Source organism: Tritonibacter scottomollicae, assembly GCF_032924845.1.
GTDB classification, from domain to species: domain Bacteria; phylum Pseudomonadota; class Alphaproteobacteria; order Rhodobacterales; family Rhodobacteraceae; genus Epibacterium; species Epibacterium scottomollicae.
The window spans coordinates 1,668,300-1,690,940 of the sequence record NZ_CP136704.1 but is presented as its reverse complement, the minus strand read 5'-3'; the positions used below and the strand labels follow the sequence as shown (position 1 = coordinate 1,690,940).

The 22,641-nt window shown below is 59.9% G+C and carries 33 protein-coding genes; 3 read left to right on the top strand and 30 right to left on the bottom strand.

Annotated features, from left to right (window positions below):
* Positions 1 to 471 precede the first annotated feature (471 nt).
* On the bottom strand, positions 472 to 1,134 hold the full coding sequence (locus tag R1T40_RS08705) for a hypothetical protein (protein WP_317386635.1): 663 nt from the start codon (positions 1,132 to 1,134) through the stop codon (positions 472 to 474).
* 541 nt (positions 1,135 to 1,675) lie between these two features.
* On the opposite strand from R1T40_RS08705, the gene R1T40_RS08700 reads away from it, so the two are divergent.
* Together R1T40_RS08700 and R1T40_RS08695 are read left to right on the top strand one after the other, a co-directional pair.
* The gene (locus tag R1T40_RS08700; RefSeq protein WP_317386634.1) at positions 1,676 to 2,821 is read left to right on the top strand and encodes a hypothetical protein; all 1,146 of its coding nucleotides are present in this window, start codon (positions 1,676 to 1,678) and stop codon (positions 2,819 to 2,821) included.
* 5 nt (positions 2,822 to 2,826) lie between these two features.
* Positions 2,827 to 3,399: a hypothetical protein gene (locus tag R1T40_RS08695; protein ID WP_317386633.1), complete on the top strand. Its 573-nt coding sequence runs from the start codon at positions 2,827 to 2,829 to the stop codon at positions 3,397 to 3,399.
* A 24-nt stretch (positions 3,400 to 3,423) separates the two neighbouring features.
* Here R1T40_RS08695 and R1T40_RS08690 read toward each other — a convergent pair whose 3' ends face one another.
* From R1T40_RS08690 to R1T40_RS08640, 11 genes are read right to left on the bottom strand one after another with little or no spacing between them, the layout of a single operon-like run.
* Complete coding sequence (locus tag R1T40_RS08690) at positions 3,424 to 3,669, bottom strand: hypothetical protein (protein WP_317386632.1); 246 nt, start codon at positions 3,667 to 3,669, stop codon at positions 3,424 to 3,426.
* Positions 3,647 to 4,009 carry a hypothetical protein gene (locus R1T40_RS08685; protein WP_317386631.1) on the bottom strand — a complete coding sequence of 121 codons (363 nt, stop codon included), beginning with the start codon at positions 4,007 to 4,009 and terminating at the stop codon, positions 3,647 to 3,649. The genes R1T40_RS08690 and R1T40_RS08685 overlap by 23 nt, the downstream gene beginning before the upstream one ends.
* On the bottom strand, positions 4,006 to 4,251 hold the full coding sequence (locus R1T40_RS08680; RefSeq protein ID WP_317386630.1) for a hypothetical protein: 246 nt from the start codon (positions 4,249 to 4,251) through the stop codon (positions 4,006 to 4,008). Before R1T40_RS08680 ends, R1T40_RS08685 begins: the two co-directional genes overlap by 4 nt.
* A 1-nt stretch (position 4,252) precedes the next feature.
* Positions 4,253 to 5,068 (bottom strand): peptidoglycan-binding protein, encoded by an 816-nt coding sequence (locus R1T40_RS08675; protein ID WP_317386629.1) that lies wholly within the window; start codon positions 5,066 to 5,068, stop codon positions 4,253 to 4,255.
* Between the two features lie 44 nt (positions 5,069 to 5,112).
* Positions 5,113 to 5,508: a hypothetical protein gene (locus R1T40_RS08670; RefSeq protein ID WP_317386628.1), complete on the bottom strand. Its 396-nt coding sequence runs from the start codon at positions 5,506 to 5,508 to the stop codon at positions 5,113 to 5,115.
* A 29-nt stretch (positions 5,509 to 5,537) separates the two neighbouring features.
* Positions 5,538 to 6,023, bottom strand: a complete 486-nt coding sequence (locus tag R1T40_RS08665) for a hypothetical protein (protein WP_317386627.1) — start codon at positions 6,021 to 6,023, stop codon at positions 5,538 to 5,540.
* On the bottom strand, positions 6,016 to 6,321 hold the full coding sequence (locus R1T40_RS08660; RefSeq protein ID WP_317386626.1) for a hypothetical protein: 306 nt from the start codon (positions 6,319 to 6,321) through the stop codon (positions 6,016 to 6,018). The genes R1T40_RS08665 and R1T40_RS08660 overlap by 8 nt, the downstream gene beginning before the upstream one ends.
* Before the next feature lie 17 nt (positions 6,322 to 6,338).
* Entirely contained in the window at positions 6,339 to 7,331 is a 993-nt protein-coding gene (locus R1T40_RS08655; RefSeq protein ID WP_317386625.1) for a phage late control D family protein, read from the bottom strand.
* Positions 7,331 to 7,543, bottom strand: a complete 213-nt coding sequence (locus R1T40_RS08650) for a tail protein X (RefSeq protein WP_317386624.1) — start codon at positions 7,541 to 7,543, stop codon at positions 7,331 to 7,333. Before R1T40_RS08650 ends, R1T40_RS08655 begins: the two co-directional genes overlap by 1 nt.
* Positions 7,543 to 7,965: a phage tail protein gene (locus R1T40_RS08645; RefSeq protein WP_054462408.1), complete on the bottom strand. Its 423-nt coding sequence runs from the start codon at positions 7,963 to 7,965 to the stop codon at positions 7,543 to 7,545. Before R1T40_RS08645 ends, R1T40_RS08650 begins: the two co-directional genes overlap by 1 nt.
* Positions 7,966 to 7,974: 9 nt before the next feature.
* The gene (locus R1T40_RS08640) at positions 7,975 to 11,151 is read right to left on the bottom strand and encodes a phage tail tape measure protein (protein WP_317386623.1); all 3,177 of its coding nucleotides are present in this window, start codon (positions 11,149 to 11,151) and stop codon (positions 7,975 to 7,977) included.
* Positions 11,152 to 11,217: 66 nt separating this feature from the next.
* On the opposite strand from R1T40_RS08640, the gene R1T40_RS08635 reads away from it, so the two are divergent.
* On the top strand, positions 11,218 to 11,421 hold the full coding sequence (locus R1T40_RS08635; protein WP_317386622.1) for a hypothetical protein: 204 nt from the start codon (positions 11,218 to 11,220) through the stop codon (positions 11,419 to 11,421).
* A gap of 151 nt (positions 11,422 to 11,572) precedes the next feature.
* Here R1T40_RS08635 and R1T40_RS08630 read toward each other — a convergent pair whose 3' ends face one another.
* The 18 genes from R1T40_RS08630 to R1T40_RS08545 form a co-directional block, all read right to left on the bottom strand.
* The gene (locus R1T40_RS08630) at positions 11,573 to 11,872 is read right to left on the bottom strand and encodes a phage tail assembly protein (RefSeq protein WP_317386621.1); all 300 of its coding nucleotides are present in this window, start codon (positions 11,870 to 11,872) and stop codon (positions 11,573 to 11,575) included.
* 10 nt (positions 11,873 to 11,882) lie between these two features.
* Complete coding sequence (locus R1T40_RS08625; protein ID WP_317386620.1) at positions 11,883 to 12,389, bottom strand: phage major tail tube protein; 507 nt, start codon at positions 12,387 to 12,389, stop codon at positions 11,883 to 11,885.
* An 86-nt stretch (positions 12,390 to 12,475) separates the two neighbouring features.
* Positions 12,476 to 13,654 (bottom strand): phage tail sheath subtilisin-like domain-containing protein, encoded by a 1,179-nt coding sequence (locus R1T40_RS08620; protein ID WP_317386619.1) that lies wholly within the window; start codon positions 13,652 to 13,654, stop codon positions 12,476 to 12,478.
* A gap of 107 nt (positions 13,655 to 13,761) precedes the next feature.
* Positions 13,762 to 14,160, bottom strand: coding sequence for a hypothetical protein (locus R1T40_RS08615; RefSeq protein ID WP_317386618.1), 399 nt, complete (start codon positions 14,158 to 14,160; stop codon positions 13,762 to 13,764).
* Positions 14,161 to 14,172: 12 nt separating this feature from the next.
* Positions 14,173 to 14,877, bottom strand: a complete 705-nt coding sequence (locus tag R1T40_RS08610; protein WP_317386617.1) for a hypothetical protein — start codon at positions 14,875 to 14,877, stop codon at positions 14,173 to 14,175.
* 10 nt (positions 14,878 to 14,887) lie between these two features.
* The gene (locus R1T40_RS08605; protein ID WP_317386616.1) at positions 14,888 to 15,403 is read right to left on the bottom strand and encodes a phage tail-collar fiber domain-containing protein; all 516 of its coding nucleotides are present in this window, start codon (positions 15,401 to 15,403) and stop codon (positions 14,888 to 14,890) included.
* Positions 15,403 to 16,164, bottom strand: coding sequence for a phage tail protein I (locus R1T40_RS08600; RefSeq protein ID WP_317386615.1), 762 nt, complete (start codon positions 16,162 to 16,164; stop codon positions 15,403 to 15,405). Before R1T40_RS08600 ends, R1T40_RS08605 begins: the two co-directional genes overlap by 1 nt.
* Positions 16,157 to 17,113, bottom strand: a complete 957-nt coding sequence (locus R1T40_RS08595) for a baseplate assembly protein (RefSeq protein ID WP_317386614.1) — start codon at positions 17,111 to 17,113, stop codon at positions 16,157 to 16,159. The genes R1T40_RS08600 and R1T40_RS08595 overlap by 8 nt, the downstream gene beginning before the upstream one ends.
* The gene (locus tag R1T40_RS08590) at positions 17,110 to 17,499 is read right to left on the bottom strand and encodes a GPW/gp25 family protein (protein WP_317386613.1); all 390 of its coding nucleotides are present in this window, start codon (positions 17,497 to 17,499) and stop codon (positions 17,110 to 17,112) included. Before R1T40_RS08590 ends, R1T40_RS08595 begins: the two co-directional genes overlap by 4 nt.
* 5 nt (positions 17,500 to 17,504) lie before the next feature.
* Positions 17,505 to 17,732: a hypothetical protein gene (locus tag R1T40_RS08585; protein ID WP_317386612.1), complete on the bottom strand. Its 228-nt coding sequence runs from the start codon at positions 17,730 to 17,732 to the stop codon at positions 17,505 to 17,507.
* 21 nt (positions 17,733 to 17,753) lie between these two features.
* Entirely contained in the window at positions 17,754 to 18,047 is a 294-nt protein-coding gene (locus tag R1T40_RS08580) for a PAAR domain-containing protein (protein ID WP_317386611.1), read from the bottom strand.
* Positions 18,047 to 18,520, bottom strand: a complete 474-nt coding sequence (locus R1T40_RS08575) for a phage baseplate assembly protein V (RefSeq protein ID WP_317386610.1) — start codon at positions 18,518 to 18,520, stop codon at positions 18,047 to 18,049. The genes R1T40_RS08580 and R1T40_RS08575 overlap by 1 nt, the downstream gene beginning before the upstream one ends.
* Positions 18,520 to 19,296: a hypothetical protein gene (locus R1T40_RS08570; protein WP_317386609.1), complete on the bottom strand. Its 777-nt coding sequence runs from the start codon at positions 19,294 to 19,296 to the stop codon at positions 18,520 to 18,522. The genes R1T40_RS08575 and R1T40_RS08570 overlap by 1 nt, the downstream gene beginning before the upstream one ends.
* The gene (locus tag R1T40_RS08565) at positions 19,296 to 19,667 is read right to left on the bottom strand and encodes a hypothetical protein (RefSeq protein ID WP_317386608.1); all 372 of its coding nucleotides are present in this window, start codon (positions 19,665 to 19,667) and stop codon (positions 19,296 to 19,298) included. Before R1T40_RS08565 ends, R1T40_RS08570 begins: the two co-directional genes overlap by 1 nt.
* On the bottom strand, positions 19,667 to 20,053 hold the full coding sequence (locus R1T40_RS08560) for a hypothetical protein (protein ID WP_317386607.1): 387 nt from the start codon (positions 20,051 to 20,053) through the stop codon (positions 19,667 to 19,669). The genes R1T40_RS08565 and R1T40_RS08560 overlap by 1 nt, the downstream gene beginning before the upstream one ends.
* 113 nt (positions 20,054 to 20,166) lie before the next feature.
* Positions 20,167 to 21,165, bottom strand: coding sequence for a major capsid protein (locus R1T40_RS08555; RefSeq protein ID WP_317386606.1), 999 nt, complete (start codon positions 21,163 to 21,165; stop codon positions 20,167 to 20,169).
* Between the two features lie 13 nt (positions 21,166 to 21,178).
* A complete protein-coding gene (locus tag R1T40_RS08550; protein ID WP_317386605.1) occupies positions 21,179 to 21,559 on the bottom strand; it encodes a head decoration protein in 381 nt (126 codons plus the stop codon).
* A 3-nt stretch (positions 21,560 to 21,562) separates the two neighbouring features.
* Positions 21,563 to 22,636 carry a head maturation protease, ClpP-related gene (locus R1T40_RS08545; RefSeq protein ID WP_317386604.1) on the bottom strand — a complete coding sequence of 358 codons (1,074 nt, stop codon included), beginning with the start codon at positions 22,634 to 22,636 and terminating at the stop codon, positions 21,563 to 21,565.
* Positions 22,637 to 22,641 lie beyond the last annotated feature (5 nt).

Below are 22,641 nucleotides of genomic sequence, written 5' to 3'. Positions count from 1 at the left end.
TCAGAACACTAACATTGCCTTGCACGGCATCCCTGAAAGCCTCGCTGGATAGGGCAAATGACCGCTTGCCCACGATGCTGCATCCCTCATGTCATATTTTCGCGCGCGCCGAAGGATCTGCGGTGGACTGCCACGCGATGGCGCGGGTGACCCGCAGCAAATCATGAAAGCGAGACAGGCCACAGACAAACGCAGGTGAACGAAGCCGGACCACAACAAGAACCCGATACCGTCAGTGGTACTGAGGAAGCGAAAGAATACATAAGTTATTGAAAGTGTTGGAGGCGAGTACCGGAATCGAACCGGTGTACACGGATTTGCAAAACTCCAGAGGTGGTTGGATTTGCACAGGTTTTTGCTTAGATTTTGCCGCCAAAATCGGCGAACAAACCGTGATTGTTTAGACGCTGAACGAAGTTCATTCCGGGCCTTCCACAAGATAACTTTCAAGGTTGAAATCAAGCTCAGCTCTCAGATGACTCGATAAATGTCTTTCGCCAATTTTCTGACCGCTGAGACAACAGTCTTGCAAAACGGAACTGGTTCTGCACCCACGGCCTCAATCATGGACTTAACTTCTAGTATGAAGTCGACCCGGAGCGGTTCGGCAGCACCTGTTTTCCGGTTGGTTGCTTCGCCCTTGAAATTGATGTTCCCGGAACCACCTATGGTCATACTCTCTATGTAGAGGTTTTGGCCTTTCCCAATCCCTAGCCCAGACGTTTGCGTGGTCGAGATCTCCGGAAAATACTCATGTCGCAACACGGCTATCTTGTGGGCTTGGGGCAGCCAGGTTGTGCCACGGTACGGTTGCACGGCCTCCAGCAGCGCGAAGAGTTCTCCATCGGTTTCTTTCAAGCTGGGCATTTGATACTGACGCAAGCGGTCAAAGAACTTCCGTTCGCTTTCGCAAACTGGAAAATACACATGAGGTTTCTTCTTGCCGTTCGATGGCTGTGCCTTTGCAGCCCAGATGGCGTTCATCGCTTTGTCCAAAAGCAGCATGCTGGCGTTACAAATTTCCGCGACAAGAACGCTAACTTCTTCGCCGACTTCTGTTCTCAAGTTCTGCAATTCGCGTACATGCTTTTCCAAGCGTCTAATTTGGGCATCGACTGAAACTGGTACAGGCAATTGTTATCTCCATGCTTTGTCGCAACACTGAGGTGGTCTAAGCAAAATGTACGTGTACCTTTCCCCAGATTTTCATTGGTTCACATGGGATTAGAGCTAGCCGAACAAAAGGAGAATGTTAAGAGATTTCGCCTAGATAACTCATCTAAGCACCAGCATTTCAGCCAAAATCCTGCTAAGTGTTTGAAAAATATTGGAGGCGAGCACCGGAATCGAACCAGTGTACACGGATGCAATCAGAGATGGAATGCCGCTGATTTCGCACAGCTATTCGATTAGACCAAGCCGGAAATATCGCGGAACGTATCGTGAATGCCTAGAGGCCCTTCAGGGCTTCGCGGTGGCTCCACGTGACTACATCGAACAGCAGCTGCGGGAAGGACACACCTTACCGAATGCTCGAAAACATCTACTTCCCTTGCCTTCCATTAAGTAACTGTTGATAACACTTGTAGATAACTCAACGCCTAGTGGTGCTAGTCGCTTTTAAGGCCCGAAGACGAAAAGTCGGACCAACACGAATTACGGAAGCAAGTTTACTATGCCGACCCTTAAAATTGATCTTTCAACGAGAATTCTAAGCGACGATATGAAGGTGTTCTTGGTCCATCCCGGAGCCAGATATGTCTTCCATAACACGGTATTAGAGCATAGCGTCCTACCCGCAGACGTTCCATTCTTGAGCATTGACAATGGCAAGGGGGTTCCGGAAGCAGATGATATTGGCCCCATGCTTGAACGCGCGCGCCAGATGCGAAAGTGGGCAAAAAGACCGCTGGCGGACGAGAACAGACCTCGCCCTATAATGGATTTGGATTTCTACCGAGTCGGGCTTGAGGCAGAAGCGGGAGCGCAAGGCGCTAGAACAAAGCTTCGGAACTCCGCGCAAAAAATCCTCTGGTCGATACCGGAAAAGTCTCTCATTGTGGTGCCCTCTCAGCGCATAACGGAGCATGCGTTGATTGCAGAGGCCGGTCCACGTGAGGCCGACCGCCAAAAAGTTGCGGGGATCGACCAGTACCATGGAATGGAGTTTCTGGCCCGACCACTTATCGGTGTCAAAAAAGTTCCCATGCTGAAGCTACCCGCTTCCGTGGTCGCCAGTGCCCGAAGTACCAGCATTGTCGAAGAAGTAGACGGCCATGCCGAAGACCAATTGCTTCGCCTCTACTATGGTGATTATCAGCGTGACAGTGAGTACGTCGCAGGGGTAATCGCCAACACCGACGACTTTGACTCAATGGTACTGGGTCAAATGATCGATCTACATGTAGCAATCCAGCACTTTTTGGAAACTGGAGTGGCCCTAGAACCGGGTCGCGCTCTATACGACAAAAATGTTGAGAAGGCACCGAGACTTCATGCGACGATCAACAGTCCTGACGGTCGCGCTTCACTTGAATCTAGCGGGATAGCAACCTTTGCCGTCAAGCTACTGATGATTGTCGCGGCCAGCGGGGTCGCGCTTACGGACGCCGGAAACCTTATCGCAAACGCCGATGTCATCTTGGAGAACTCTGCACAGCAGATGGTTGACCCTGCGCTGATGACCGCCAGTGCGCACGCTCTTGTCGATTTTTTCGCAACATCTGGATATTCGAACTATAATGAATACCTAGAGGCTCTACAGAACGGCTTGGAACGAAACGCGACAACCCCAACAGGAACGGCTGTTATACAGCCTTGATTTCTATGACTGCTGACGAGAACAACACCACATGGCTACACACCATGGCCTCTGTATGGGACAAGGTGCGGTCGAATTGGATTGTGCGGACCATCATATGGTTGCGTTGGGTAATCACCGTAGTGGGCTTCCTCGCTACGATACTTTGGTATTCCTATCTTGAAGGACAGGACATCAGTGGAAACCTATCCACTGACTACGCCGCAGTGCAACAGGCGCAACAAACACTGCTGGATGACAGCTTGATCCTTCAGCAACAATTATTGAACCCCAAGGTCAGCCTGGATCTAGATGCAGAACTGTCTGAACTTAGGGAAAGGTCTCGGAAGACCATTGGAGCGCTCTCCGGACTAAGAGCACCAACCGATAGCATTGCCGAAGCGCAAACAGAATATCGCAAGGCGCTCGAGCAACTCATTGCGACATCGAACCGTTTGGAGAGGGGCGAAGTCGAAGGCATGGCTATTTCGTTTCATAATAGCTTACAAGGGGTTGGCAACGCTGGCGGGAACTTCAATGAAGCAGTGCGTGACTTTCAGGGCGGCATGTGGCCACAGTTGATTGGCTCAATTTTCTGAAGTCTTGCACTGCTGGACAGACCGCTAAAGACCGGCCCGTAGCTGGTCATACCAGTCAGCACAGCGCGCGGTTCGGGCATTCTGACGAGCCAGCGCCGCATCAACCTTTAGCACCGCCACATCCAGCCGGTCACCTGCACGCACGCCGCTATAGGACAGGCGACGGCAATCTTCCGGCAGGTCCGGCAGAACCTGTTCCGCACGCGCTTCCCCGACAGCTTCGCCAACGGCCTGAATGCGGGCGATGTCAGTTTGCCCGCAGGCGCTCAAGAAGACCGGAATCCACAACACCTTCAGGATTGACTTGCGTGTCACGTTCATATGCCTCCAGTTCGGCGGCAAAGCGCAGGGCTTCGCCTTCAGCCGCCTGCACCTTTTCCCGCAGGGCTTGGTTCGCTTCATCCGCCGCAGCCATCCTGCGGCGCATCGCATCCAGTTCGGTCTGAACGGCGGTCAGTTCGAATTCGCGCACAAACCCGTCGCGGGCTGCGCTGACCGCTTGGCGCTTGTCATAGACATGCCAGCCCCACAGAAGGGCGCAGACCACGACCGCCAGACCGATGCGGCCGGTCAGAAACCGCCAGCCATATCGCAGAACCACCGCCATCATTGCCCGTCACCCCATGCGGTTTGGGTGCTGACCCATTCCATGCCGTGGGCCAGCGCAAGGTTCGCGATGACCATGGGAAAGGCCAGCGACAGGATGGATTGCGTGCCATCCATGGCCACGCCAGCGGCTTCCTTTGCCGCCATCCACGCGAACGCAAAGCACCACAGAAGGAACACGGCCCACGCCTGTTCCCGCTTGCCTGACCGACCGCCGATGATGAACCGACCGAAGAACTTCAGCATGTCAAAGCCTCGCGAATTGGAAGTGCATCCAGTCTTTGCCCCATGCGTAGCCCGCAGGGGTGCCGCCATGGGCCATCACGATGTTCCAGAAGGGTTCATATTCCCGCCGGGCGAACTGTGCCCGGTCAGCACCCCAGCGAAGCTGATTCTGTTCCGGGTTCAGGTCCACCGCCGCGCCATAGGCGTGGGTGGACAGCGTGCTGCCGCCACGTTTCTTGCGGAAGTTGAAACACCCACCAAAGACGTTCAGCTGCAGCCGTTCGATGTCAGCCTGCCCGTAGTGCTGCAGGGCATGGCGGAAGATGTCGGTCAGCGGCTGCGCCAGCTTTTCGTGGCAGGAAAACCGCTGGATGGTCTGGCGCTTGTTCCACGCGATCACCATTGGATAGGCAAGGTCCACCTTGCCCGCCGTGCACTGCGGCCCACCGGCTTCACCATAGAAATCGGCCATGTCGCGCTGGCGCGGGAAAGTGTCTTGCTTCGGATGGCTACTCGATCCGGCGACCGGCGACCGCTCCACCGCAGCAGACACGCCCGCCTTGGCGCTGCGCCACGCGGTCAGGGCTTCAGCGGTATTGTGCCCGGTGCGCCCGTCGATGACGCCGGGTTCATGGCCAAGAGCAGTCAGCGCGGCCTGACCGGCACCAATCAGGCGACGGCGCTTCGACCAGCGTGACGGCGCATCGCGGTAATTCGTGCCCTGCAGCTGTTCTGCACGCGACACCGCCGCCCACGTTTTCGGCCCGGCATCACCGTCGATTGCGCCCGTGTACCAACCGACATCGGCCAGCAGCATCTGGATGTCCGACACTTGCATGTCACACCTCGCTTCAGTTTCGATTTTCAGGGAAATGCCGCGCGTCAGATGCGCTGCAGCAATGGCCGCAGCAGGAACTTCAGCGCGACCAGCGGGAACAGGTAGGGAAAGCGCAGCCGATAGCCCTTGGCCTTCAGGTCGCCGCGCGACACCAGCTGGCGCTGGATGTTATCAGTCCAGCCGCGACCACGGCACCAGACCACGGCATGCCCCGCACCACCCGGCGAAAGGCAATGCCAAAGCACGTATTTGAAGGTGACCAGCGCCCACCAGAAACGCCACATCGACCGGCCCTCATAGAGCCAGACCAGCGTCAGCGAATAGTCTTCGCAGTCGCCCGCCACAGGCCCGTCACCGCCCATGATGCGCCAGCTTTCGCCTTTGTCCGCACGATAGGTAAAGCGCCCGTTCAGGGACGCCTGAACAGCATCAGCAGCCATTGCCGCCTCCTTCGATTGTGAAAGTCAGGTCAGTTCGCGGGCAGCCACGGGCCAGCCGCAAACAGGTTCACCTGAAGCCGCCCGTCAGGGCACAGGTGAAAAGCGAATATTTCCCATCCGGCGGCGCGGCCATATAGCGGCGCGGAAATGACCCATGGCCCCCACACTTCCGCCATTTCGGAAGGGGGCCGCGATCCACCGCCCCAGACATCCGTTTCCGTCGAAACATCCAGCGCGACAGGCACGCGCAAACCACTGGCGCGAAACACATAGGCCCGAAGGCCCTGAAATTCGCACCGGCGCTTGACCATCGTGCCGCGCACGGCCAACCCGCCATCAACCGGTTCGGCTTCAGCGGTCACCGCATAGAACGGGGTCTGCATCGTGATGTCGCGAAACCACCGCTTGCCCGACAGGGCATCCCATGCGGCGGAAAATCCGCTGATGAATGTCACCGCCAGCAGCAGCACAATCATCGCAAGGTTTTGGCGCAGGGCCGCACGGGTGTTAATCATCCTTCGACCCCCCGCCAACACGCCGCCGCACCATGTCCTTCACGAATTCACGATCCGCGAACAGCGCGGTGATGGTATCCAGAAGCACCAAGGCAAAGGCCATGATGGCCAGCGCCGCAAGAACTTCGGACCCCCGCGCCAGCGGGGCCAGCGTGGGCGATAACCCATAGGACAGGAATGCAGACGCGACGGTCTTCACCGCCCGCCGCGCCAGCGGTTCCCGCTCCGCATCGCGACTCATGACATAGAAAACCATGCCGATGACCACGGCCCAATACTCAAGACTTTTGCCCAGCAAGCCTGCCCCCTTGACTGTTATTCAGCCTTCAATTTGCCTGTGAAAGCGGTGCGCAGACCGCCGGATTTCGTGAAGGTGTGCGTCACCCGGTCAAGGATGAATTCACGGCCATCGACCAGCGGGCGCACCCCCGCATAGATGACAGGCTGGCCCGCCATCAGCGCCGGGCGACCGACGATCGAACACCCGGTTTCAATCAGGCCCCGCATCATTTCGCGGGCAGCGGCCTTGGCGGCAGCGGTTGCCTCTTCCTTTGAACTGTACGGGTCGCGCAGGACGTGTTCACCGCTTGCTTCAGGGTCGGCATCCACGATGACTTCCTGCCGCTTCGCGCCCTTGCGGTCCTGCCAATAGGCTTTGACCTTCGCAAACCGGTCTACATCGGTTTCCGACACCCGGCACGACCCTTCGATGATGGATGGCACGAATACCAGCGATGGCGGAATGGCCGTACCGTCTGCCGTCTTTCCGGTGCCGCGTTCCAGCCAAAGAAGCGTGCCGTTCTTGATGGTGAACAGCGCCCCGTGGCGCTGCGCCAGACGTTCCAGAAAGTTCAGGTCGGATTCGTCCTGCTGCCCGATCCATTCATAGACATGGCCCGACACCGCATCGGAAATCTTGGATTGCAGACCATAGTCGCCGGCCTTTTCTTCCACGATGTCCTTCACCGACGCATTGTCCCAATGCTTGGTCTTGTTCGCCTTCATTTCCGACCGCAGGTCAGTGGAATGCCCCCTGACCGTGATGGTGTGGGGCAGGCACGCGAATTCCACCCGGTCGATGATGTAGGCCCCGACAAACCCGCCGCTGATGCCGTTCAGGATGGTGACGGTGACAACCGCCCCACGCCGGGGCGACTGAAAATGCGGGGCTGCGTCATTGAAAACCAGATCCAGCGTATCAGACCGGAGGCCTTCGCGGTCGGTGATGGTAAGGCTGACAAGCCGATCAAAGAACGCGCCTGACACGGGCACGCCATCGACAGTCACCAGAATGCGCGGATGCGTCATCAGTCCCACAACCTCAATGGCTGGCCAGCCCTATCCTGCACCACCATATCGGGCAGGGTGATTTCAGCGCCCACCGGCAATCGGTGGGCAACGGTTTTGATGTGCGGGTTCGCCTCGAGTACCCGTTCGACCGCACCCGCCTGCGCCCCGTATTCGCGCAGGCAAATCAGGTCCAACGCATCCCCGGCGGCGGTCACGTAAACACTGGCCATCAGAAAATCCCCAGCAGTGACAGCAGGCTGAACCCGGCCCCGATGCGCTTCACTTCGATGGTGAAGGCATTGCGGCCCGGCGTGCCGTAGCGGTCATGGAACGCGCGGTCTTCATCGACCTTCTGGATGGCGTGACTGCCGAAGACCTTGCCACCCAAGGAAACCAACATCAGCGGCACCCCGGATTTCGCAGCCAACCGCACACCTTCCAATGTGCCAGCCCCGCCAAATTCCTGCGGGAATAGCACGCCATTGATAGTCACCACTTCGGTGCGGGGTCCGGTCCACTGCAGGGCGTTCAGCCGCCCCGCAGTTTCGATTTCAGCCCACGTGGTGTCCAGCTTGCGCCCGACTCCGGTGTAACCGAAGCCGTGGGCACGAAACATGAATGGCCCCAAGGCCATGGTCACAGGTCCAGCCATGTCATCCCCTTAGTCGGAAAAACTGGCCGACATCGTGGCAGCAACACGCTGCCCGATACGGTCAGACACAAGGTCCGCAATGGCGTCAGGGTCGGACACGCCAGACGGCACATGCATAGTGAAGTTTTCGATCTGCACCGTCACCGCACCCGAACCGGGCTTTGCAGCCTGTACTGGATCTGCTGCAGCCGGTGCCGCAAGCGCCGAACTGGTCAGCACCGCAAGGCTGGCAGCGCGAAGCCCCTGCGCCCCACGATGCAGCCGCGCCAGTTCGGGATTGCGACCGACTGGACGCGCGGCGATGCCAGACAGATGCGACCGGAAAGCCGCCTGCGCCTGACCAACGTTCAGAACGCCACCCGACCGGCTTGGAACGAACCACTCCGAACGTGGGGTGTTTTCGTTCACCAGATAGGGCAGACCCATCCGAACAGGTCCACCACCAGCACGGGCACCGGCGGGCTTGGGCGTGGGCGCACCACCGGCACCCGACGAAGGCAAAGCGCGAATACCTGCAGCAAGCTGCTGCACTTTGGCCATCGCACGGTCGATGGACTCCGTGTTGATTTCCGGGGCCACTTCAGTTCCGTTCAGAACCTGCAGCGCCTCAGTTAGCTGCGCCGACGCAGCTTCAGTGCTTTTCAACCGATCTTCGGCACGCCGGAGACCTGCTTCAGCAGCATCCAGTTCACCCTGAGCCTGCACGCGAAGCGGATTGGTGACGCCATTGCCGAATTCCGGGGTGGCATCTAGCGCCGCCTGTGCGGCTTCGACTTCCGCCCGATACGCAGCCACCTCTTCGCGTAAGTGCGCGATACGTTCAGGGTTCGGCAGACTTTCATCACCGGCATACTGATAGACAGTATCTGCCGCAGCCCTGACGCCGGGGTCATTCGGCAGCAGCGCTGGTTCGACCGGCGGCGGCTTTCCATGCACCCACTCAAACGTGCGCTCATAGCCTTCAATCAGATGGCTAATTCCGGGCGTGTTGCGGAAAAGCCGGTCCATAGACTGAACATTGTTTTCCTGAAACGCGGCAAGGTTTTCCGGATCGTCTGGAGTATTGCGCATAGCAAGATAGGTCATCGCCCCGGCGGAAAACGCACCCCACCGTATACGCGAAAGGCTGCGCTGCATAGCGGCGGACTGCCGCCCGACATGAGTGGACAGCCGGGTGATTTCGCCTGAAGCATTGCGGCGGAAACCCGTAAACCGCGCCAGCGCGGGCGCGAAGTTTGGCAACAGCGCTGCAGTCCACCGCAACGGCGTCACCAGCGATGAAAGCGCCAATCGCCCGGCCAATCGCGCCCAAGGCAGCTTTGTCACAAGCCTTGCGGTCCAGCGCACCGGAGTCAGTAGCGTAGACAATGCAAATCGTGGCAGGCGCATTAGACCACGAAACGCGCCGCCAACACCCATCAGGTCACCCGCAGCAAAGGCCGCACGCGCCCCAAGCCCGACAAGCCCAAACCGCAGCACCGCTAGTGTGCCAATAAGACCCGCCGCAGCCGTCAGAAGCGCCCCGCCAGCAATCGCCATCGCACCAAGGGCCGCGCCACCGATGACCAGCCACTTGGTCAGCTTCGGGTGTTCCTTAGTCCACGCCACCATCCGGTCGATGACGCCCTGCGACATTTCCAGAAGGTCATTCAGCGGCGGCAGAACAACTTCCCCGATACTCATGCCAAGGCGGGCCATCTGGTTCCGCATCAGCTGAAGATTGTTCGCCGTGGTTTCCGCGCGGGCCGCATATTCAGCTTCAGCGCTGCCCTGATACTGGCGCTCTTTAGAGACCAGAGACAGAAGCTGCGGCAACAGTTCCGCGTTGTTAATCAGTTTGGTCAGTTCACGCGCTTCATCGCCAAATAGGTCAGACATCACCGATGCCTGCATATGCTCCGGCAATTCGCGAAGGCGCTGAAGCACGTCAGCGGTCGTGCCGACTGCATCACGCTGCATGTCACGGGCGACCTGCTCGGCATCAAGGCCAAGGGCCTGCATCGCTTCAGACTGCCGCTTGGTTGCACTTGAGCCGCGCGTTAGCGCCCGCCCCATGTTGCGGAAGGATGTGGCGGCGGTATCCGCACCAGCCCCTGCCGCGATCATTGCAGCGCCTACGGCAAGCGTTTCAGTATTGCTGAAGCCGAACGTCGCGCCGGATGCACCCGCGCGGTTCATAAAGTCCAGCGTTTGGTCAGCACGAGCGGCTGAATTGTTCGAAAGATGGTTCATCGCATCGAACAGGGAGCCTGTTTCATCCAGCGTCAACCCCATGGCGGTCTTGATGCTGGCCATGGATGTGCCCGCAAGATCCGCAGAAATATCGAATGCCACGCCGATCTTCGCCGCCATTTCAGCAAAGCGCGTCAGTTCTTCGCGGGCGATGCCCGACTGGCCACCAGCCGCCACGATTTGCGCCAGACCGTCCGCCGCCATTGGAATGCGGGTGGACAGATCCAGAATGTCATCGGACATCTGCGCGAAGGATTCCGGCGTGTCGAAATCCACCACCTTGCGGACATCGGACATCGCGCTTTCAAATTCGATGGCCTGCTGAACAGGGCCGGACAGCGCCGTCATAATGCGGCGACCGGTCATCATCGAGGCATTGCCGACAAACGAAAGGTTTGCCGCCGTGGCCAGCGACCGGTCCATGCGTTCCCGCGCCTCCGCAATACGGGTCTGCATCGTTTCAAGGCGGCGCATGCGCTCCATCTGGCGACCGAAGGCCGTGGTCGCGCCATCTAGCGCTCCGGCCAGCCGCCGCTGTTCCCCGGCAAGATCGCCAGTGTTCACACCCGCTTGGCGCAGCTGCCCCTGCAGGCCGGACAGCGCTCGGCGGTTCTTCTGGTGCTGCTGCTCAAGTCGGTCAGCGGTAGCACGTGCCCGCTCAAATTCACGGCGCATCTGCGCGGTCGGATTGCGAGTGGTGGTGATGGCATGCTGTAGCTGGCGAACACGTTCCCGCGCACGCCCCAAGGCTTCACCGGATTGGCTGACAACCTGCTGCTGTTTGCGGAAATCTTCAATCAGCCGAAGCGGGCCGCGCAACCCCTGAAGGCGACTCATTTCGGTGCGCACACCATCTGCGAAACGCCCCGTGACCGTCCGCATGTTGCGCAGCATGCCGGAATACTGATCCACCGCCTTGATGGTCAGCTGCGTTTCGATGCGCTTGGTCGCCATGGTTCACCCACTCACATTGCAATTTTAGGATGAAATGCCTATATTTAGGCTATGGAATTTTTTGCGATGATCTTTGCCATCTGGATGATTGCCGCCGCTATCGCGGCGACAATACTTGTCGGAATGTTTGCTGGCGGGATTTGGGGCGCACTGGCCTTCGCAGCGCTGCTGGTGGTGACCTATCGCGCCATGACGTACCAGAACGGGCCAGCCCGCCCGATGAAGCGCGACCAGCTGAACGCCTTCCAGCGCCCATTGTCTGACGACTGACGCTATTCGAACTTCAGGCGGGTCGCCTCCCACACATCACGAGCCGTATCCTGCCAGATGTGGAATTCACTGACCTTCATGGACAGCACCTGTGGAAGCGGGGTCGCCAACGCCCGTGCGACAAACCCCGCGGCAAAGCGCAGGTCTTTCGCTACTTTGCCGGTTTCCCGTTTCCCGCATCAGATCCCTGCTGCGCGGCCACTTGGGCCTGATAGGGTTCCAGAACGCGCTTGCCGATTTCGCGGAAGTCGCTTTCTTTGACCTTCAGCATCACCGCGCGGTCCACGCCCGCCATGCCTGCCAGCAAGATAGCGGTCTGTTCTGCAGGCGACTTCGCCTCTTCGACCGCGATGCTGGTGCCAAGGTCGGGTTCATCGAACACCAGCTTGCCGATGGTTTTGCCGTCCATGGTGACGGGGCGCTGAAGGGTCACTTCAATTGGATAATCCATGGTGCCCCCCTTACAGCAGCAGCGCAGCGCGGATGTCGCCGGTCTGGCTGACGCCGCCCACCGAGAAATCGAAATCGTCAATCTCGTAGATTTCGGACCCGTCGATTTCCAGCTTGGCATAGTTCTGCACCACGGTGAATTTCAGTTCGGCCTTGTCGCCGGGCTTCCAGTTCCCGGCATCGCCCGCGACGAGGCGACCGCGCACGTAGTAGACGGCGCTGTGCGTCACACCGTCTTCATCGACATGGGCACCGGTGACCATGAAAGCATGTTCGGTGCCGGGCTTGCCGGTCATCAGCTTCAGGGTGGCAGGGTCGAAGGCGGTCAGGGTGAATTCAAGGTCATCATGTTCATAGCCCATGCTGGCCTTGCGTTCCTTAATCATGCCGCCGTTGCGGAAACTTTCGGTCTTTTCCTTCGGCATCGAAATCGACACTTCGGAAAACTGACCGACCTTCACGTCTTCATTGGCCCACAGGGCGCAGTTCCGCAGGATGAAAGCGGGGGTGGATTTCATGGCTGTTACTCCTTGTCAGCGCGATGTTGCAGCCCGAACGCGCCCTTCGGTGCATTCGGGCTATTCGGTCTTCGGGGCGGGTGGGCTTATGCCGCCGCCTTCAGCGCTTCCTTGGTCAGTTCCAGATAATACTGGATGTTGCGGTGGGCGATGAACCGGATGTCTTCCATCGGCGCGGGCGGTTCGAATTCCATGGACAGCGTGATCTTGCCTGCCGCCATTTCGGTCGGTTCGTTCAGGGTTTCGTCAATCCAGACGCGACCGCCCAGAATGGCCCCGGACGCCTTGAAGGTCCGCATGGCAGCGTTGCCGCTTTCCAGCATGAACTTCAGGTTTGCCGCCGAAAACGGCTTGTCCACGAATTCCAGATAGGCCTTTTCGATGGCTTCATTGATGAAGTCCGCCGTCCGGCGCACCGACAGGAACACCCACAGGTCATCGGTGGTAGCGGCGCGGTTGCCCCACGTGATGAACCCGGACCCCATGTTGATGATGGTGCCCACGTGGTTTTCATTCAGGTAGTTCGCCTGCAGCCCGTAGGTCACGGTGCGGGACGCTCCACCGATGCCGTTGATGTTCTTGTTCGACAACGAGTGCCAGAAGCCCAGATTGGTATCGACGCGGGCCTGCACACCGGCGAAGCGCGCCGAAGCCGGGCGGGCCACATAGGCGCTGGTGGCGGTATCCCAGACCAGCACCTTGGGGTCCACGACATAGACGCGCTGAGACCCGATCAGGTCGCGATAAGCAATGGCATCCGCGTCGGTAGTGTCCGGACCATCCACAAAGGCCACGGCCTTCAGCTGATCCAGCACACCAACCAATTCGGCCACCACGGGGTTCGCGGTTACACCGTCGCCGCTGGTGAAGCCCGGAATGGCGATCAGGCGGGGCTTGATGCCCAGCTGCGCCTCGGCTTTCTTCAGCGCATGAACACCCGTCAGTTGCGTGGCATCGCCCACCAGATTGGACATGGTGGCTGCGGGGTCCACCCCCTCATCGACACGGATGACAATGGTGTATGCGCCGATCTGGTCAAACACGTCATCCACCGCATCCTTCAAGGTGCCTGCATCCCCAAGGTCGGCTGCCGTAGCGGGATTCCCCGTCAGCAGCACCGGGGTGTTCAGCGGGAATTTGGCCGCGTCCGCATCCGGCGCGGTGCCCAGCAGGCCGACAACGGCGGTTTGCGCGATCTGCACCAGCACCGGGGTTTCATTGGACTCCTGCAGGCGGGTGCCGTGGTGGAAGCTAAGAAAGCTCATCTTCGTCTCCTTTGACAAAAGAAAACCCGGCACTCTTCAGCCGGGCACACCCCGGCATCCGCCGGGAAGGGATTTGAATTGTGACAGCAGCGTTGCTGCGCTCGACCTTAGAACCGGTCGATAAGAGGCGGAATTTCGGGTGGCAGCGCAGGCCAAGCCGCGTCGCTCATGAAATCCGCATCGGGATCTGCAGCCAAAGCCTCAAACGCCGCGCGCATATCAGCAACCCAAGCAAGGGCCAGATGCACGCCATCCAGTACCGTTTTGTCATCATCGGTGCGGTCAACTTCTGCCTTCGCAGAAGTGATTGCAGCAGCGGTCGCCATATTCATTTGCGCTTCGGCTGATGCGGCAGCGTAGATGCGGCGGCGGCATTCCGCACTGACTGCACGGCGGCGCACACCCTGCTTTGCAGACACGATAACCTCTGATGGCACACCGGCATTTCGCAGTTCGTCCGCAGACCAGTTGGCAAAGGTCTTTCCATTGTGCTTCAGTGTAAGCATATCAAGCCCTCCTTAATTCGTGATGGCTGGATCAATGATCCCGCCGCAGGCGTCAGCGGTAAGCGGGGCTCCGGCGGCAAAACCGTATACCCAACGGCCATCCATGTTGGAAAAAGTGGTGGAACGAATACCCAGAGCGAATGCACCGGCATATTGATGCAAGAGCGCACTATCGCCCGCAGCGCCGCCGTCGATGGCGCACCCATCGAAAGACATAGCAAGAAAACCACTGGACACGAAATGCTGGCCATCCAGAACGGCTTGCGACAATGACAAGTCCACGTTCAGGAAAGACACCATACCGGAGCCTGACATATTGATACCGGGCACCGAGGTGACTTGATTTACCGCCGCGCCAGCCAACGTAACAGACCGGTTCACAAATGTGCCTGCGCCCAAGTCATAACCGGCCAAGCGGATTTGCATCCCATAGCGCCAGTGGCGCTTGCCGAAAGTCGCATTGGTCAGGAGGCGAATTTCGACCGCCTGCCCATCCTTGAAAGCCGAAATCGCATCATCAATCGTGGCGAACGGCTCCGCTGAACTGCCGCTATTGCCGGGAAGGCCATTCGCCTCATCGACATAGACCACCTGACGCAAAAGCGCAGGAAGGTTATTCTTTGCCGTGTTTAGGTCATCACGCGCACCCTCGAAGTAGGCTTTCAGATCCGTGTAGCCCGCAATCAAGGCGTTGATTTGTTCCGTGCTGGTAGCCATCTGGCCCTCCTTAGTAGCTGCCGGTCAGGCGGCGCAGCACATCGGCCTGCCGCAACTGCTCAAGTTGAAGATTTGCCAGCGCTGCGGCGGTCGATGCAGCCACATCAAACACCACGTCATCCGGCGCGTTTACGATGACCAGACCATCCTCGACCCGCGTGAAACTCAGCACGTGGTCCACTAGATAGGTGATTGCCCCGGTCTGCCGGGCCACCACATCATTGCCAGCCCAAACGGCAATCAGGTCGCCATCGGCATCGAAGAACCCCATTTCCCGCACCGCAAAGGCGGGCGTTTCCGGGTCGAATTCCGCCTTCACGCGCCACGCATTGGTGCCGACGATGTGACGGGTCTGAATGGCCTGCCGCGCCTTTTCGCGCCGCAGGGCGGTCTGGGAATAGCTTGGGGCGTAGTTTGCCCCGTTACCGTCACCAAGCGCGATATGCGTGATGGCGACCGCTGTTCCCGACCCGGCGGCGGCTGTGATTTTCGCCTCCGCAATATCGGTCAGAAGTGTTGTCGGCATTAGCCCGCTGCCCTCCTTTGAACATCATGAAATTCCTGACTGACGGTCAGAACCCGCGCCGCCAGCCGCACAAAAGCCGCCACCGGCGCAGTGGCCGGTCGCGGTTGTGGTTCATGGGTTTCGCTGAACACCCGCCGGGTGCGCAGACCTGTGCGTAGCATCGGTCCACCCTCTACCATCGCAGGTCGCGGGCCGGGGTCGATGTCCGCCTGATGCAGCCGCGCCGGGCGAACGCCGGTGCGCAGATAGGCGTCAGAGCGGAAGCGCTCGCCAAGCCGGAAAATCAGCTTGCGCGACACCGGCGCGACCCGCTGCAACACCGCGTTCATCGCGTAAACCATCCGGTTGTCGATGGTGTTTTCATTCGGCCCATAGAGCGACCGGCCCGCATAAGCCGTTACCCTGAAGCTGCCCGCCTCGAGGCCATCTGCCACACCTTCGGGCTCGAACCATTCCAGCAGTTCGGTGTCCACATCGAAGGCGGCAAGTGCCATGCGGATGGCGTAGGGTGTACCCTTGAACCGGTGCACCTCGGCACTGACTGCGATGACGCTACGTTTGATGTCCTCAGGCCAGTCCGAATCCCAAGTATCGACCGAATTTTCCCACGCCAGATGGTCCAACCATCCAACTTCGACCGTGATCGGATCTTTCGAAACCATCTGGACCGGCAGGGCAAACAGCCGTTCTTCCAAGATGTCCAGCGCCTTGGCCAGCGGCGTGGCCGTGGGCGGCAGAAGGGTGTCTTTCACATCAAACATCGCGCCAGCCCCCGGTGATGGACTGCAGGGTCAAGGTGATGCCGGTGCAGTGGGGCGCATCGAACGGCCCGATGTCCAAATCAGCGGCAGGCGACACCAGTTCGACATCGACCACGCCCTGCACATTCAGCGCGGCAGCGATGGACGTGCGATAAAGTTTGCGACCAATGCGGATACGGCCATTCACGAACGCCTCCGCCGCCGCCTGCGCCGCCGCCTGAACCGCTGATGCAGTTTCCGGAGTGGTGACATGCAGAACCGCTTCGATGGCGTAGGGCACCGGCTGCGCGGACACCACCGTCAGCTTGTCGGCCACAGGGCGGCGCTTGTCGGTTGTGCAGTGCTGGAACACCGCATCCAGAAGCGCCGCATCCGCTGTGCCATCGCCTTCGCTGGACAGAATGACCATCTTTGGTTCGGCGGGCGGAATGGCCGGGTCTAACCCGTGGTTTGGCCCATAAACTGCCACGTCCACTACGCGGTCATCGGCATCCAGCGCCCAATAGACATATGACCCTTCGGTGCCATGCGGCGACCACGCTTCGATGACCAACTGGATGCGTGCGCGAAACGCTTCATCGCTCTCCATGACCGGGTTGTCCGGGTCGCTGTCATCCAGCACCTTGCGCAGCACGCCACGATTAGCCCCGATCTGGTCAAGGTCATCGCCACGCGCCGTGGACAGGAACACCGACCGCACCGCTTCATTAATGCGGTTTTCCAGATACAGTTCCCGCGCCGCCGCAGCTTCACTTAGGTAGCGTATCGGGCTGGCCGCGATGTTGCGGGCCAGCGCCATGACTTCGGCCACCTTCGGCGCATCGAAGACTCCCGCCAACTGCGCTTCCAGTTCGACCAGTCGCGCTTCCAGAATGGCGTCGAAGTCCAGCACGCCAATCGCGGTCGGGTCCGGCAGTGTGGTCAGGTCCAGCGCGGCAAATCGGCTCATGCGGCAAGGCTCCAATTTTCCACCCGGTCGCGCATGACGCGGATGGTCTGAATGTCATCGACAACCGTTGTCAGGTCGCCCTTATGGGCGTTCGGGCGGTGGTTCCCGATCAAGGTCATGGTGATGGCCCCGGTTTCCGCACCTTCCACGGAAACATCAGTTAGTTCGAAACGGGGTTCCCACCGTTCCAGCGCCTCGGCCACGGCCACATACAGCGCCAGAACATTGGCTTCATTCATCGGCGCATCGACCAGCGCCGGGACTTCTGACCCGAATTCACGCCGGAAGACGCGGGCATTGAGCCGCGTGGCAAGGATGGTCTGAATGCTTTGCACCACATGGTCCCACCCCTCGACCGCGCCCCCGGTATCGTGGTTCAGGTCCATGACGGTCAGCCTTCAGCCTTGTCGCCCTTGGTCGCGGGCTTTTCCGCATCCGTTTTCGACTTTGCCGCACCCATCGCGGCAACAGCCTTCAGGCCCGTGCCGTAGGGCGGCAGGTAATACTTCGCCTGCAGCGGCGTCAGGGTGACGGTTTCGCCAACAGCGCGGTGCACACCACCGATTTCGCGAGCTTGCGTCACTTCATAGTCCGCCGGGGCGGGTTTCGAATTGTCCATTTGTCTCTCCTTGGATTTGGGCTATCCGCCCGCAAACACATCGCCAGACCCGCTGGCGACACTTGACCCGCAGTCCACCGGATCACCGATGCGCCCGATTTGACGCCCGTTCACGAAAACCGTTCCCGACCCGCTGGCCAGCGCACCAGCGTGGGTTTCTGGTATTGCCGGGCAAGTATGGGCTGCCCACGCATCGCCCTGCCGATGAACGGCAATGGCATTCGCAAAGACATCGCTGCTGCCTTGCGTACTTCCGCGAGGGGGCCAGCAACCGTGCCCCGTGCAGCTATCGCCCTTTCTGGTGACCGCAGGCATCAGTTTAGGTCGATGCGCGGCGAGTTCAGAACAATTCCACCATCCGTCAGGGTCACGGTACTGCCGCCAACCTTGAGAACCATGGAAGCCCCCCCACCACTTATCGTCACACTGGCGGCACCCACCGACGCCAAAACATATTCATCACCGGCCCCGGAAGGCCGACCGTTCGCATCTGAATTCAGGCTTCCCTGAATACTTGCATCATGCAGATCACCGGATTCCGAATACAGCTTGACCTGCTGACCGACCGATGGCGGGTTGTGGGTCTTGTTCGCACCCGCTGCAGGTTCTTCCCACGGTATCCATCCGGTCACGAATGGCGCATCACCATCTAGCAATCGCACCCGCGCCAGACCGTTCGCCGCGTCTACTTCTTCGACTACCCCGGTGCGGGATTGCGACCGGATGCGCCTTTCCAACTCACTGACACGGCGGCGCAGGTCATCAATGATTTCAGGCAGGCCCGCCATCAGGCCGGCACCGCTTGAGTGGCTGCATCGGTCACCACCACATCACGGGGCACGCCCTCGAAAGTGTAGAGGCGCAGCGACTGCGCATCGCGCGTGGTCATGCCGATCAGCCGTTCGAATTCCTCATAGGCCCCCGACGCGGGGTCACCCACCAGCTGCTGGAACAGCGCCAGCTGCGGCACGCCATGTTCCGCCATCAGCGCCATGAAGCGTGGCCAAGGGCCACCTTCAGCCAAGGGCTGGCCATGACGTGGATCAGCAAAGACATCGACCGTCAGCTTCGTCTGGCCCGCCGCAAGGCGCACATTTTCCGCCGAACTGCTGGACCGCACGTGTTCCTTCGCCACATAGGCTTGCACGAAATCCCCAAAGACCTGCGCCCACGCGTTGTCCGGGTCGGTCAGAACGCGGCTGATTTGGACATCCAGCGCATCCAGAACCGCTTCCAGATTGGCGTCGGTCGCCGGGAACAGGTCCACGATTTGCGTCTCTCCGGTTTCCTTGTTCGTTTCGGCCATCGTGACCGACACGCCGCAATTGAACATGATGTCCACCCGGCCATTCGACCGCAGGCCGGTCCGGCCCAAATCTTGTGCCTTGGCCGCATCGGTATAGACCGCGATGAAGGGTCGCTGCTGGTCGCTGCGCAGCTGACCATCCGCCGTCTGGTCGATGGCGGAAATCTGACTGTCCAGCACGTTGTCACCGACCAGCGTGCCGCCAGCCTTCAGCGCCTGAACCGCCGCAATCCGCAGTGCCATCATCGTCAGCGACATCAGTTCGCATCCCCAAGTTCGCAAATCAGTCGAAGGTGCGACCGATCATCGACCGACAGCACTTCGAACACCGGCTGGCCATCACGATCCAGCGCCACCACCTTGTCACCCTTGCGGACTACCAGCGCAGCATGCACCGCACGGTCGATGCGCAGATTGCCACCGTCAGCCGTCACACCGGCGCGGGCGTTATTCCCGCGACCGAAGTTCATCCGCTCCGCATCGCGGTCACCCGTCCGCAGCACGGCGGTGAATTCCACCGCATCGCGCTCCGGGTCTTTCCGGCCATCGGCCAGTGGAAGATGGCGGATGGTCTCCGACCACACATCGTCCACTTCAGCCATCAGGTCTTCGCGTAGGCTGCTATCCATCAGGATGCGGACTGCAGCGCGTCCAGTTCAGCTTCAGCTGCCGCCAACGCTTCGCGCGCCTCTCCCTCATCAGCAGTGCCTGCCACAGACTTCAGATGCAGGTCTGCGTCGGACACCGCCTGTTGCGCTGCGGCCAGCTTCTGCGCGGCCTCTGCTGCCGCCTTTTCCTCGGCAGATTGCCCACCACCCGATTTCTTCGGGGCCGTCTTCTTCGGGGCATCGCAGAAAGCGGCAAAGCCATCCTGCACCACATGATTGGCATAGGATTCCGGCAGCTGGACGGGTTCACCGACCTGCATCTTCTGGTCATTGTCTTCACCCATCACATCGCCAGGCACGGTGGCATTGCTCTTGAAGGCCACCCACTTCTTCTTCGACTGCGCCATGATTGTCTCCTTCACAGGCTGAATTCCGAAGCGCCGCGCGGGCGCTTGGGGATGCAGCCAAAGGCCCGGCAGTTTCCTGCCGGGCCTTGCTTCACTGTCCTGTTCGAAAGGGTTCAGGCGATGGTCAGCTTTTTCAGAACACCGGGACGGGTGCAGAGCGAAATCGCATTCATCTGACTGTCCAGATGGCGACCCTTGCCATTCGGCATCGCATACTGGTGCGCGTAGCGCGGCAGGCCGATGGTGTTCACCGTTTCTTCGAGGTCCGCCGGGGCGAAGCGCGTGATGAACAGATCCGCGACACCGACCGGGAACACCCGCGCTTCATCCGCTGCAATGAAGGCTGCGCCACCATTTGCGGCGGTCGCTTTCTTTCCGGTGCGGTAGCGCTCGAAGGTGACCTTGCCGACCGTGAACACGTCCGGCGCACCGTCGCGCAGCTGATAGCCCATGTTGTCGGCAAGGAAGGTTTCGCGCACTTCCTTCTGGTCCCATAGATAATCGTGGAAATCGCGACCACACATCGCGTGGATGTGATCATAGGGCGCGTCCAGTTCGTCTTCGATGGCATAGACCACATCGCCCTTGATCTTGGTGGCGATGTCGTCCACCTGCGCGTTGATACCAAGCGCAATCGGCGCAGGCACAGCAAGGCCGAAGCGGTCATAAAGGTTGTGCAGCACCTTGCCTTTGCCGGACAGGATCACACCCTTGATGGCCCCGACGCGCTGGTGTTCCAGCGTGGCGTCATGTGCCCGCGCGTGGGTGGACAGCTTGGAATCAACCCGGTTCTGGACTGTTTCCAACTGGTCATCACTGCCGAACATCCGCACCCCTTGGGTTTCATCGGCCAGCACGGCATCATTGATTTCGTAGTGGTCGATTTCAAACGGAATGACGCGGCGGTCATCGTCACCGATGGTCTGACCGGGGCCACCGCGCGGGGTCGGTTCGATCAGCGCCAGCGTGCCGTTGTTTTCTTCGATTTTGATGGTGGTTACGGCCACGCCATCTTCATCGAAGATGCCGGTCGCGCCAAGCTGACCCGGCACGAACGGTTGATTGTTGATTGCTGCCGTCAGGGCCAGCACAGAAAATTCAGTTTCCCACATGGTCGCGGTCTCCTTAGCGCACGCGGATGCCGACAGCGTTCAGCTGCGTCACCTTCGCACCGGTTTTGGTCTGGTCATCCACCGAGGCGTCGAAGGACAGCATCGGCAGCTTGGCTTCGGCATCGCGGTCGATGGCGGTGACTTCCACCGCTTGGCCGATCGCATCGACGCCATAGGCCAGAATGGCCACGGCGGTTTCAGCACCTTCTTTGCCGACCACTTCGGCATCGGGCGCGGGAACGTATTCGCCGGTGGCGGTTACCTTGCCCAGAACAGTGCCAGCGGCCAGCTTGCCTGCGCCATTGGCGATGGTGACGATGCTGCGCGAACGGCGACCTGCGGCTTCAGACAGCAGGAACGCCAGATTGCGGGTCTGCATGGTTGCATTTTCCATGGCTTATGCCTCCTTTCCGGCACGGCGGGCGGCATAGATGCCTCCGGTGTTGATGGTGGCCTTCGTCTTGGCCGAAGTGCCCGGCGCGGGCTGCGCAAGGTCAGCGGCAGCACTGCGGCTGGCCTGATACTTGGCGGGGTTCGGTGCACCGTCGGTCTTCGCTTGGCTAGCGCCGTCGGTTGCTGCCGCCTTCAGCGCCGCTATGGCGTCATCGGCGGGCATGTCGGTGTCGAAGGCCAGATGCTTCGCAAGGGCTTCATGCCCCTTGGCCGCATCGTCTTCGGTGATGGCTTTGATGCGTGCCTTCACATCTGCAGCGCTGGAAACATCAGCGCCGCCGGTCGGCTGACCGGTGGCCGGATTGGCGGGTGCCTTGTCCGCCGCTTCGGGTTTGGGTGCCATGGTCGGTGTCTCCTTTTCATGGTCCGGGGGAGGCGCGGCGGACGCCGCGTTTCGGGTCGCAGCTTCGAAGGACCACTTTTCCTTCTTCGCCATGGCCACGAGTTTCTTGGGGGCATGGGAATAAACCCGGTAATCGAAGGCGGCGACAGCCTTGGCGCGGCCCCCTTCGGTGTCGGTCGCGAACCCGCGTTCCACCGCTTCCGCGCCGGACAGCCACAGTTCCGCCTTCATGTCTTCGCGGATGGTTTCGGCATCTTCGCCGGTCTGTTCGGCGTAGATGTCGGCCATCAGGTCAGCCAGTTTGTTCAGCTGTTCGGTGGACTTTTCGTGGTCGCCCGCGTTGCCCCATGTGAACTTCGCCGGGTCATGGATCATCATTAGGGCACCGGCCCGCATGGTGATGGTGTCACCCGCCATGGCAATGACCGAGGCTGACGATGCGGCAATGGCATCGACCACCACGGCGACATCTCCGCGATGTGCCTTCAGGGCGTTGTAGATCGCAATGCCGTCATCGGTGTAACCGCCGCCCGAATTGATGCGCACAGTGATGTCCGCATCCCGCCCCAGCATCGCCAGCGCGTCGATGACCTGCGATGCGGTGAAGCCATCACCCCAAAAGTCATCCCCGACGAACCCGTAAAGAACGAGTTCGCCATCCACCAAGATGGTCATGTCTG

What these genes read in the sequence shown, in the direction of transcription:
- R1T40_RS08700 (WP_317386634.1), top strand. Translation starts at nt 1,676, where the DNA reads ATGCCGACCCTTAAAATTGATCTTTCAACGAGAATTCTAAGCGACGAT.
- R1T40_RS08695 (WP_317386633.1), top strand. Translation starts at nt 2,827, where the DNA reads ATGACTGCTGACGAGAACAACACCACATGGCTACACACCATGGCCTCT.
- R1T40_RS08685 (WP_317386631.1), bottom strand. Translation starts at nt 4,009, where the DNA reads ATGATGGCGGTGGTTCTGCGATATGGCTGGCGGTTTCTGACCGGCCGC.
- R1T40_RS08680 (WP_317386630.1), bottom strand. Translation starts at nt 4,251, where the DNA reads ATGCTGAAGTTCTTCGGTCGGTTCATCATCGGCGGTCGGTCAGGCAAG.
- R1T40_RS08675 (WP_317386629.1), bottom strand. Translation starts at nt 5,068, where the DNA reads ATGCAAGTGTCGGACATCCAGATGCTGCTGGCCGATGTCGGTTGGTAC.
- R1T40_RS08670 (WP_317386628.1), bottom strand. Translation starts at nt 5,508, where the DNA reads ATGGCTGCTGATGCTGTTCAGGCGTCCCTGAACGGGCGCTTTACCTAT.
- R1T40_RS08665 (WP_317386627.1), bottom strand. Translation starts at nt 6,023, where the DNA reads ATGATTAACACCCGTGCGGCCCTGCGCCAAAACCTTGCGATGATTGTG.
- R1T40_RS08655 (WP_317386625.1), bottom strand. Translation starts at nt 7,331, where the DNA reads ATGACGCATCCGCGCATTCTGGTGACTGTCGATGGCGTGCCCGTGTCA.
- R1T40_RS08650 (WP_317386624.1), bottom strand. Translation starts at nt 7,543, where the DNA reads ATGGCCAGTGTTTACGTGACCGCCGCCGGGGATGCGTTGGACCTGATT.
- R1T40_RS08645 (WP_054462408.1), bottom strand. Translation starts at nt 7,965, where the DNA reads ATGGCTGGACCTGTGACCATGGCCTTGGGGCCATTCATGTTTCGTGCC.
- R1T40_RS08640 (WP_317386623.1), bottom strand. Translation starts at nt 11,151, where the DNA reads ATGGCGACCAAGCGCATCGAAACGCAGCTGACCATCAAGGCGGTGGAT.
- R1T40_RS08635 (WP_317386622.1), top strand. Translation starts at nt 11,218, where the DNA reads ATGATCTTTGCCATCTGGATGATTGCCGCCGCTATCGCGGCGACAATA.
- R1T40_RS08630 (WP_317386621.1), bottom strand. Translation starts at nt 11,872, where the DNA reads ATGGATTATCCAATTGAAGTGACCCTTCAGCGCCCCGTCACCATGGAC.
- R1T40_RS08625 (WP_317386620.1), bottom strand. Translation starts at nt 12,389, where the DNA reads ATGAAATCCACCCCCGCTTTCATCCTGCGGAACTGCGCCCTGTGGGCC.
- R1T40_RS08620 (WP_317386619.1), bottom strand. Translation starts at nt 13,654, where the DNA reads ATGAGCTTTCTTAGCTTCCACCACGGCACCCGCCTGCAGGAGTCCAAT.
- R1T40_RS08615 (WP_317386618.1), bottom strand. Translation starts at nt 14,160, where the DNA reads ATGCTTACACTGAAGCACAATGGAAAGACCTTTGCCAACTGGTCTGCG.
- R1T40_RS08610 (WP_317386617.1), bottom strand. Translation starts at nt 14,877, where the DNA reads ATGGCTACCAGCACGGAACAAATCAACGCCTTGATTGCGGGCTACACG.
- R1T40_RS08605 (WP_317386616.1), bottom strand. Translation starts at nt 15,403, where the DNA reads ATGCCGACAACACTTCTGACCGATATTGCGGAGGCGAAAATCACAGCC.
- R1T40_RS08600 (WP_317386615.1), bottom strand. Translation starts at nt 16,164, where the DNA reads ATGTTTGATGTGAAAGACACCCTTCTGCCGCCCACGGCCACGCCGCTG.
- R1T40_RS08595 (WP_317386614.1), bottom strand. Translation starts at nt 17,113, where the DNA reads ATGAGCCGATTTGCCGCGCTGGACCTGACCACACTGCCGGACCCGACC.
- R1T40_RS08590 (WP_317386613.1), bottom strand. Translation starts at nt 17,499, where the DNA reads ATGGACCTGAACCACGATACCGGGGGCGCGGTCGAGGGGTGGGACCAT.
- R1T40_RS08585 (WP_317386612.1), bottom strand. Translation starts at nt 17,732, where the DNA reads ATGGACAATTCGAAACCCGCCCCGGCGGACTATGAAGTGACGCAAGCT.
- R1T40_RS08580 (WP_317386611.1), bottom strand. Translation starts at nt 18,047, where the DNA reads ATGCCTGCGGTCACCAGAAAGGGCGATAGCTGCACGGGGCACGGTTGC.
- R1T40_RS08575 (WP_317386610.1), bottom strand. Translation starts at nt 18,520, where the DNA reads ATGGCGGGCCTGCCTGAAATCATTGATGACCTGCGCCGCCGTGTCAGT.
- R1T40_RS08570 (WP_317386609.1), bottom strand. Translation starts at nt 19,296, where the DNA reads ATGTCGCTGACGATGATGGCACTGCGGATTGCGGCGGTTCAGGCGCTG.
- R1T40_RS08565 (WP_317386608.1), bottom strand. Translation starts at nt 19,667, where the DNA reads ATGGATAGCAGCCTACGCGAAGACCTGATGGCTGAAGTGGACGATGTG.
- R1T40_RS08560 (WP_317386607.1), bottom strand. Translation starts at nt 20,053, where the DNA reads ATGGCGCAGTCGAAGAAGAAGTGGGTGGCCTTCAAGAGCAATGCCACC.
- R1T40_RS08555 (WP_317386606.1), bottom strand. Translation starts at nt 21,165, where the DNA reads ATGTGGGAAACTGAATTTTCTGTGCTGGCCCTGACGGCAGCAATCAAC.
- R1T40_RS08550 (WP_317386605.1), bottom strand. Translation starts at nt 21,559, where the DNA reads ATGGAAAATGCAACCATGCAGACCCGCAATCTGGCGTTCCTGCTGTCT.
- R1T40_RS08545 (WP_317386604.1), bottom strand. Translation starts at nt 22,636, where the DNA reads ATGACCATCTTGGTGGATGGCGAACTCGTTCTTTACGGGTTCGTCGGG.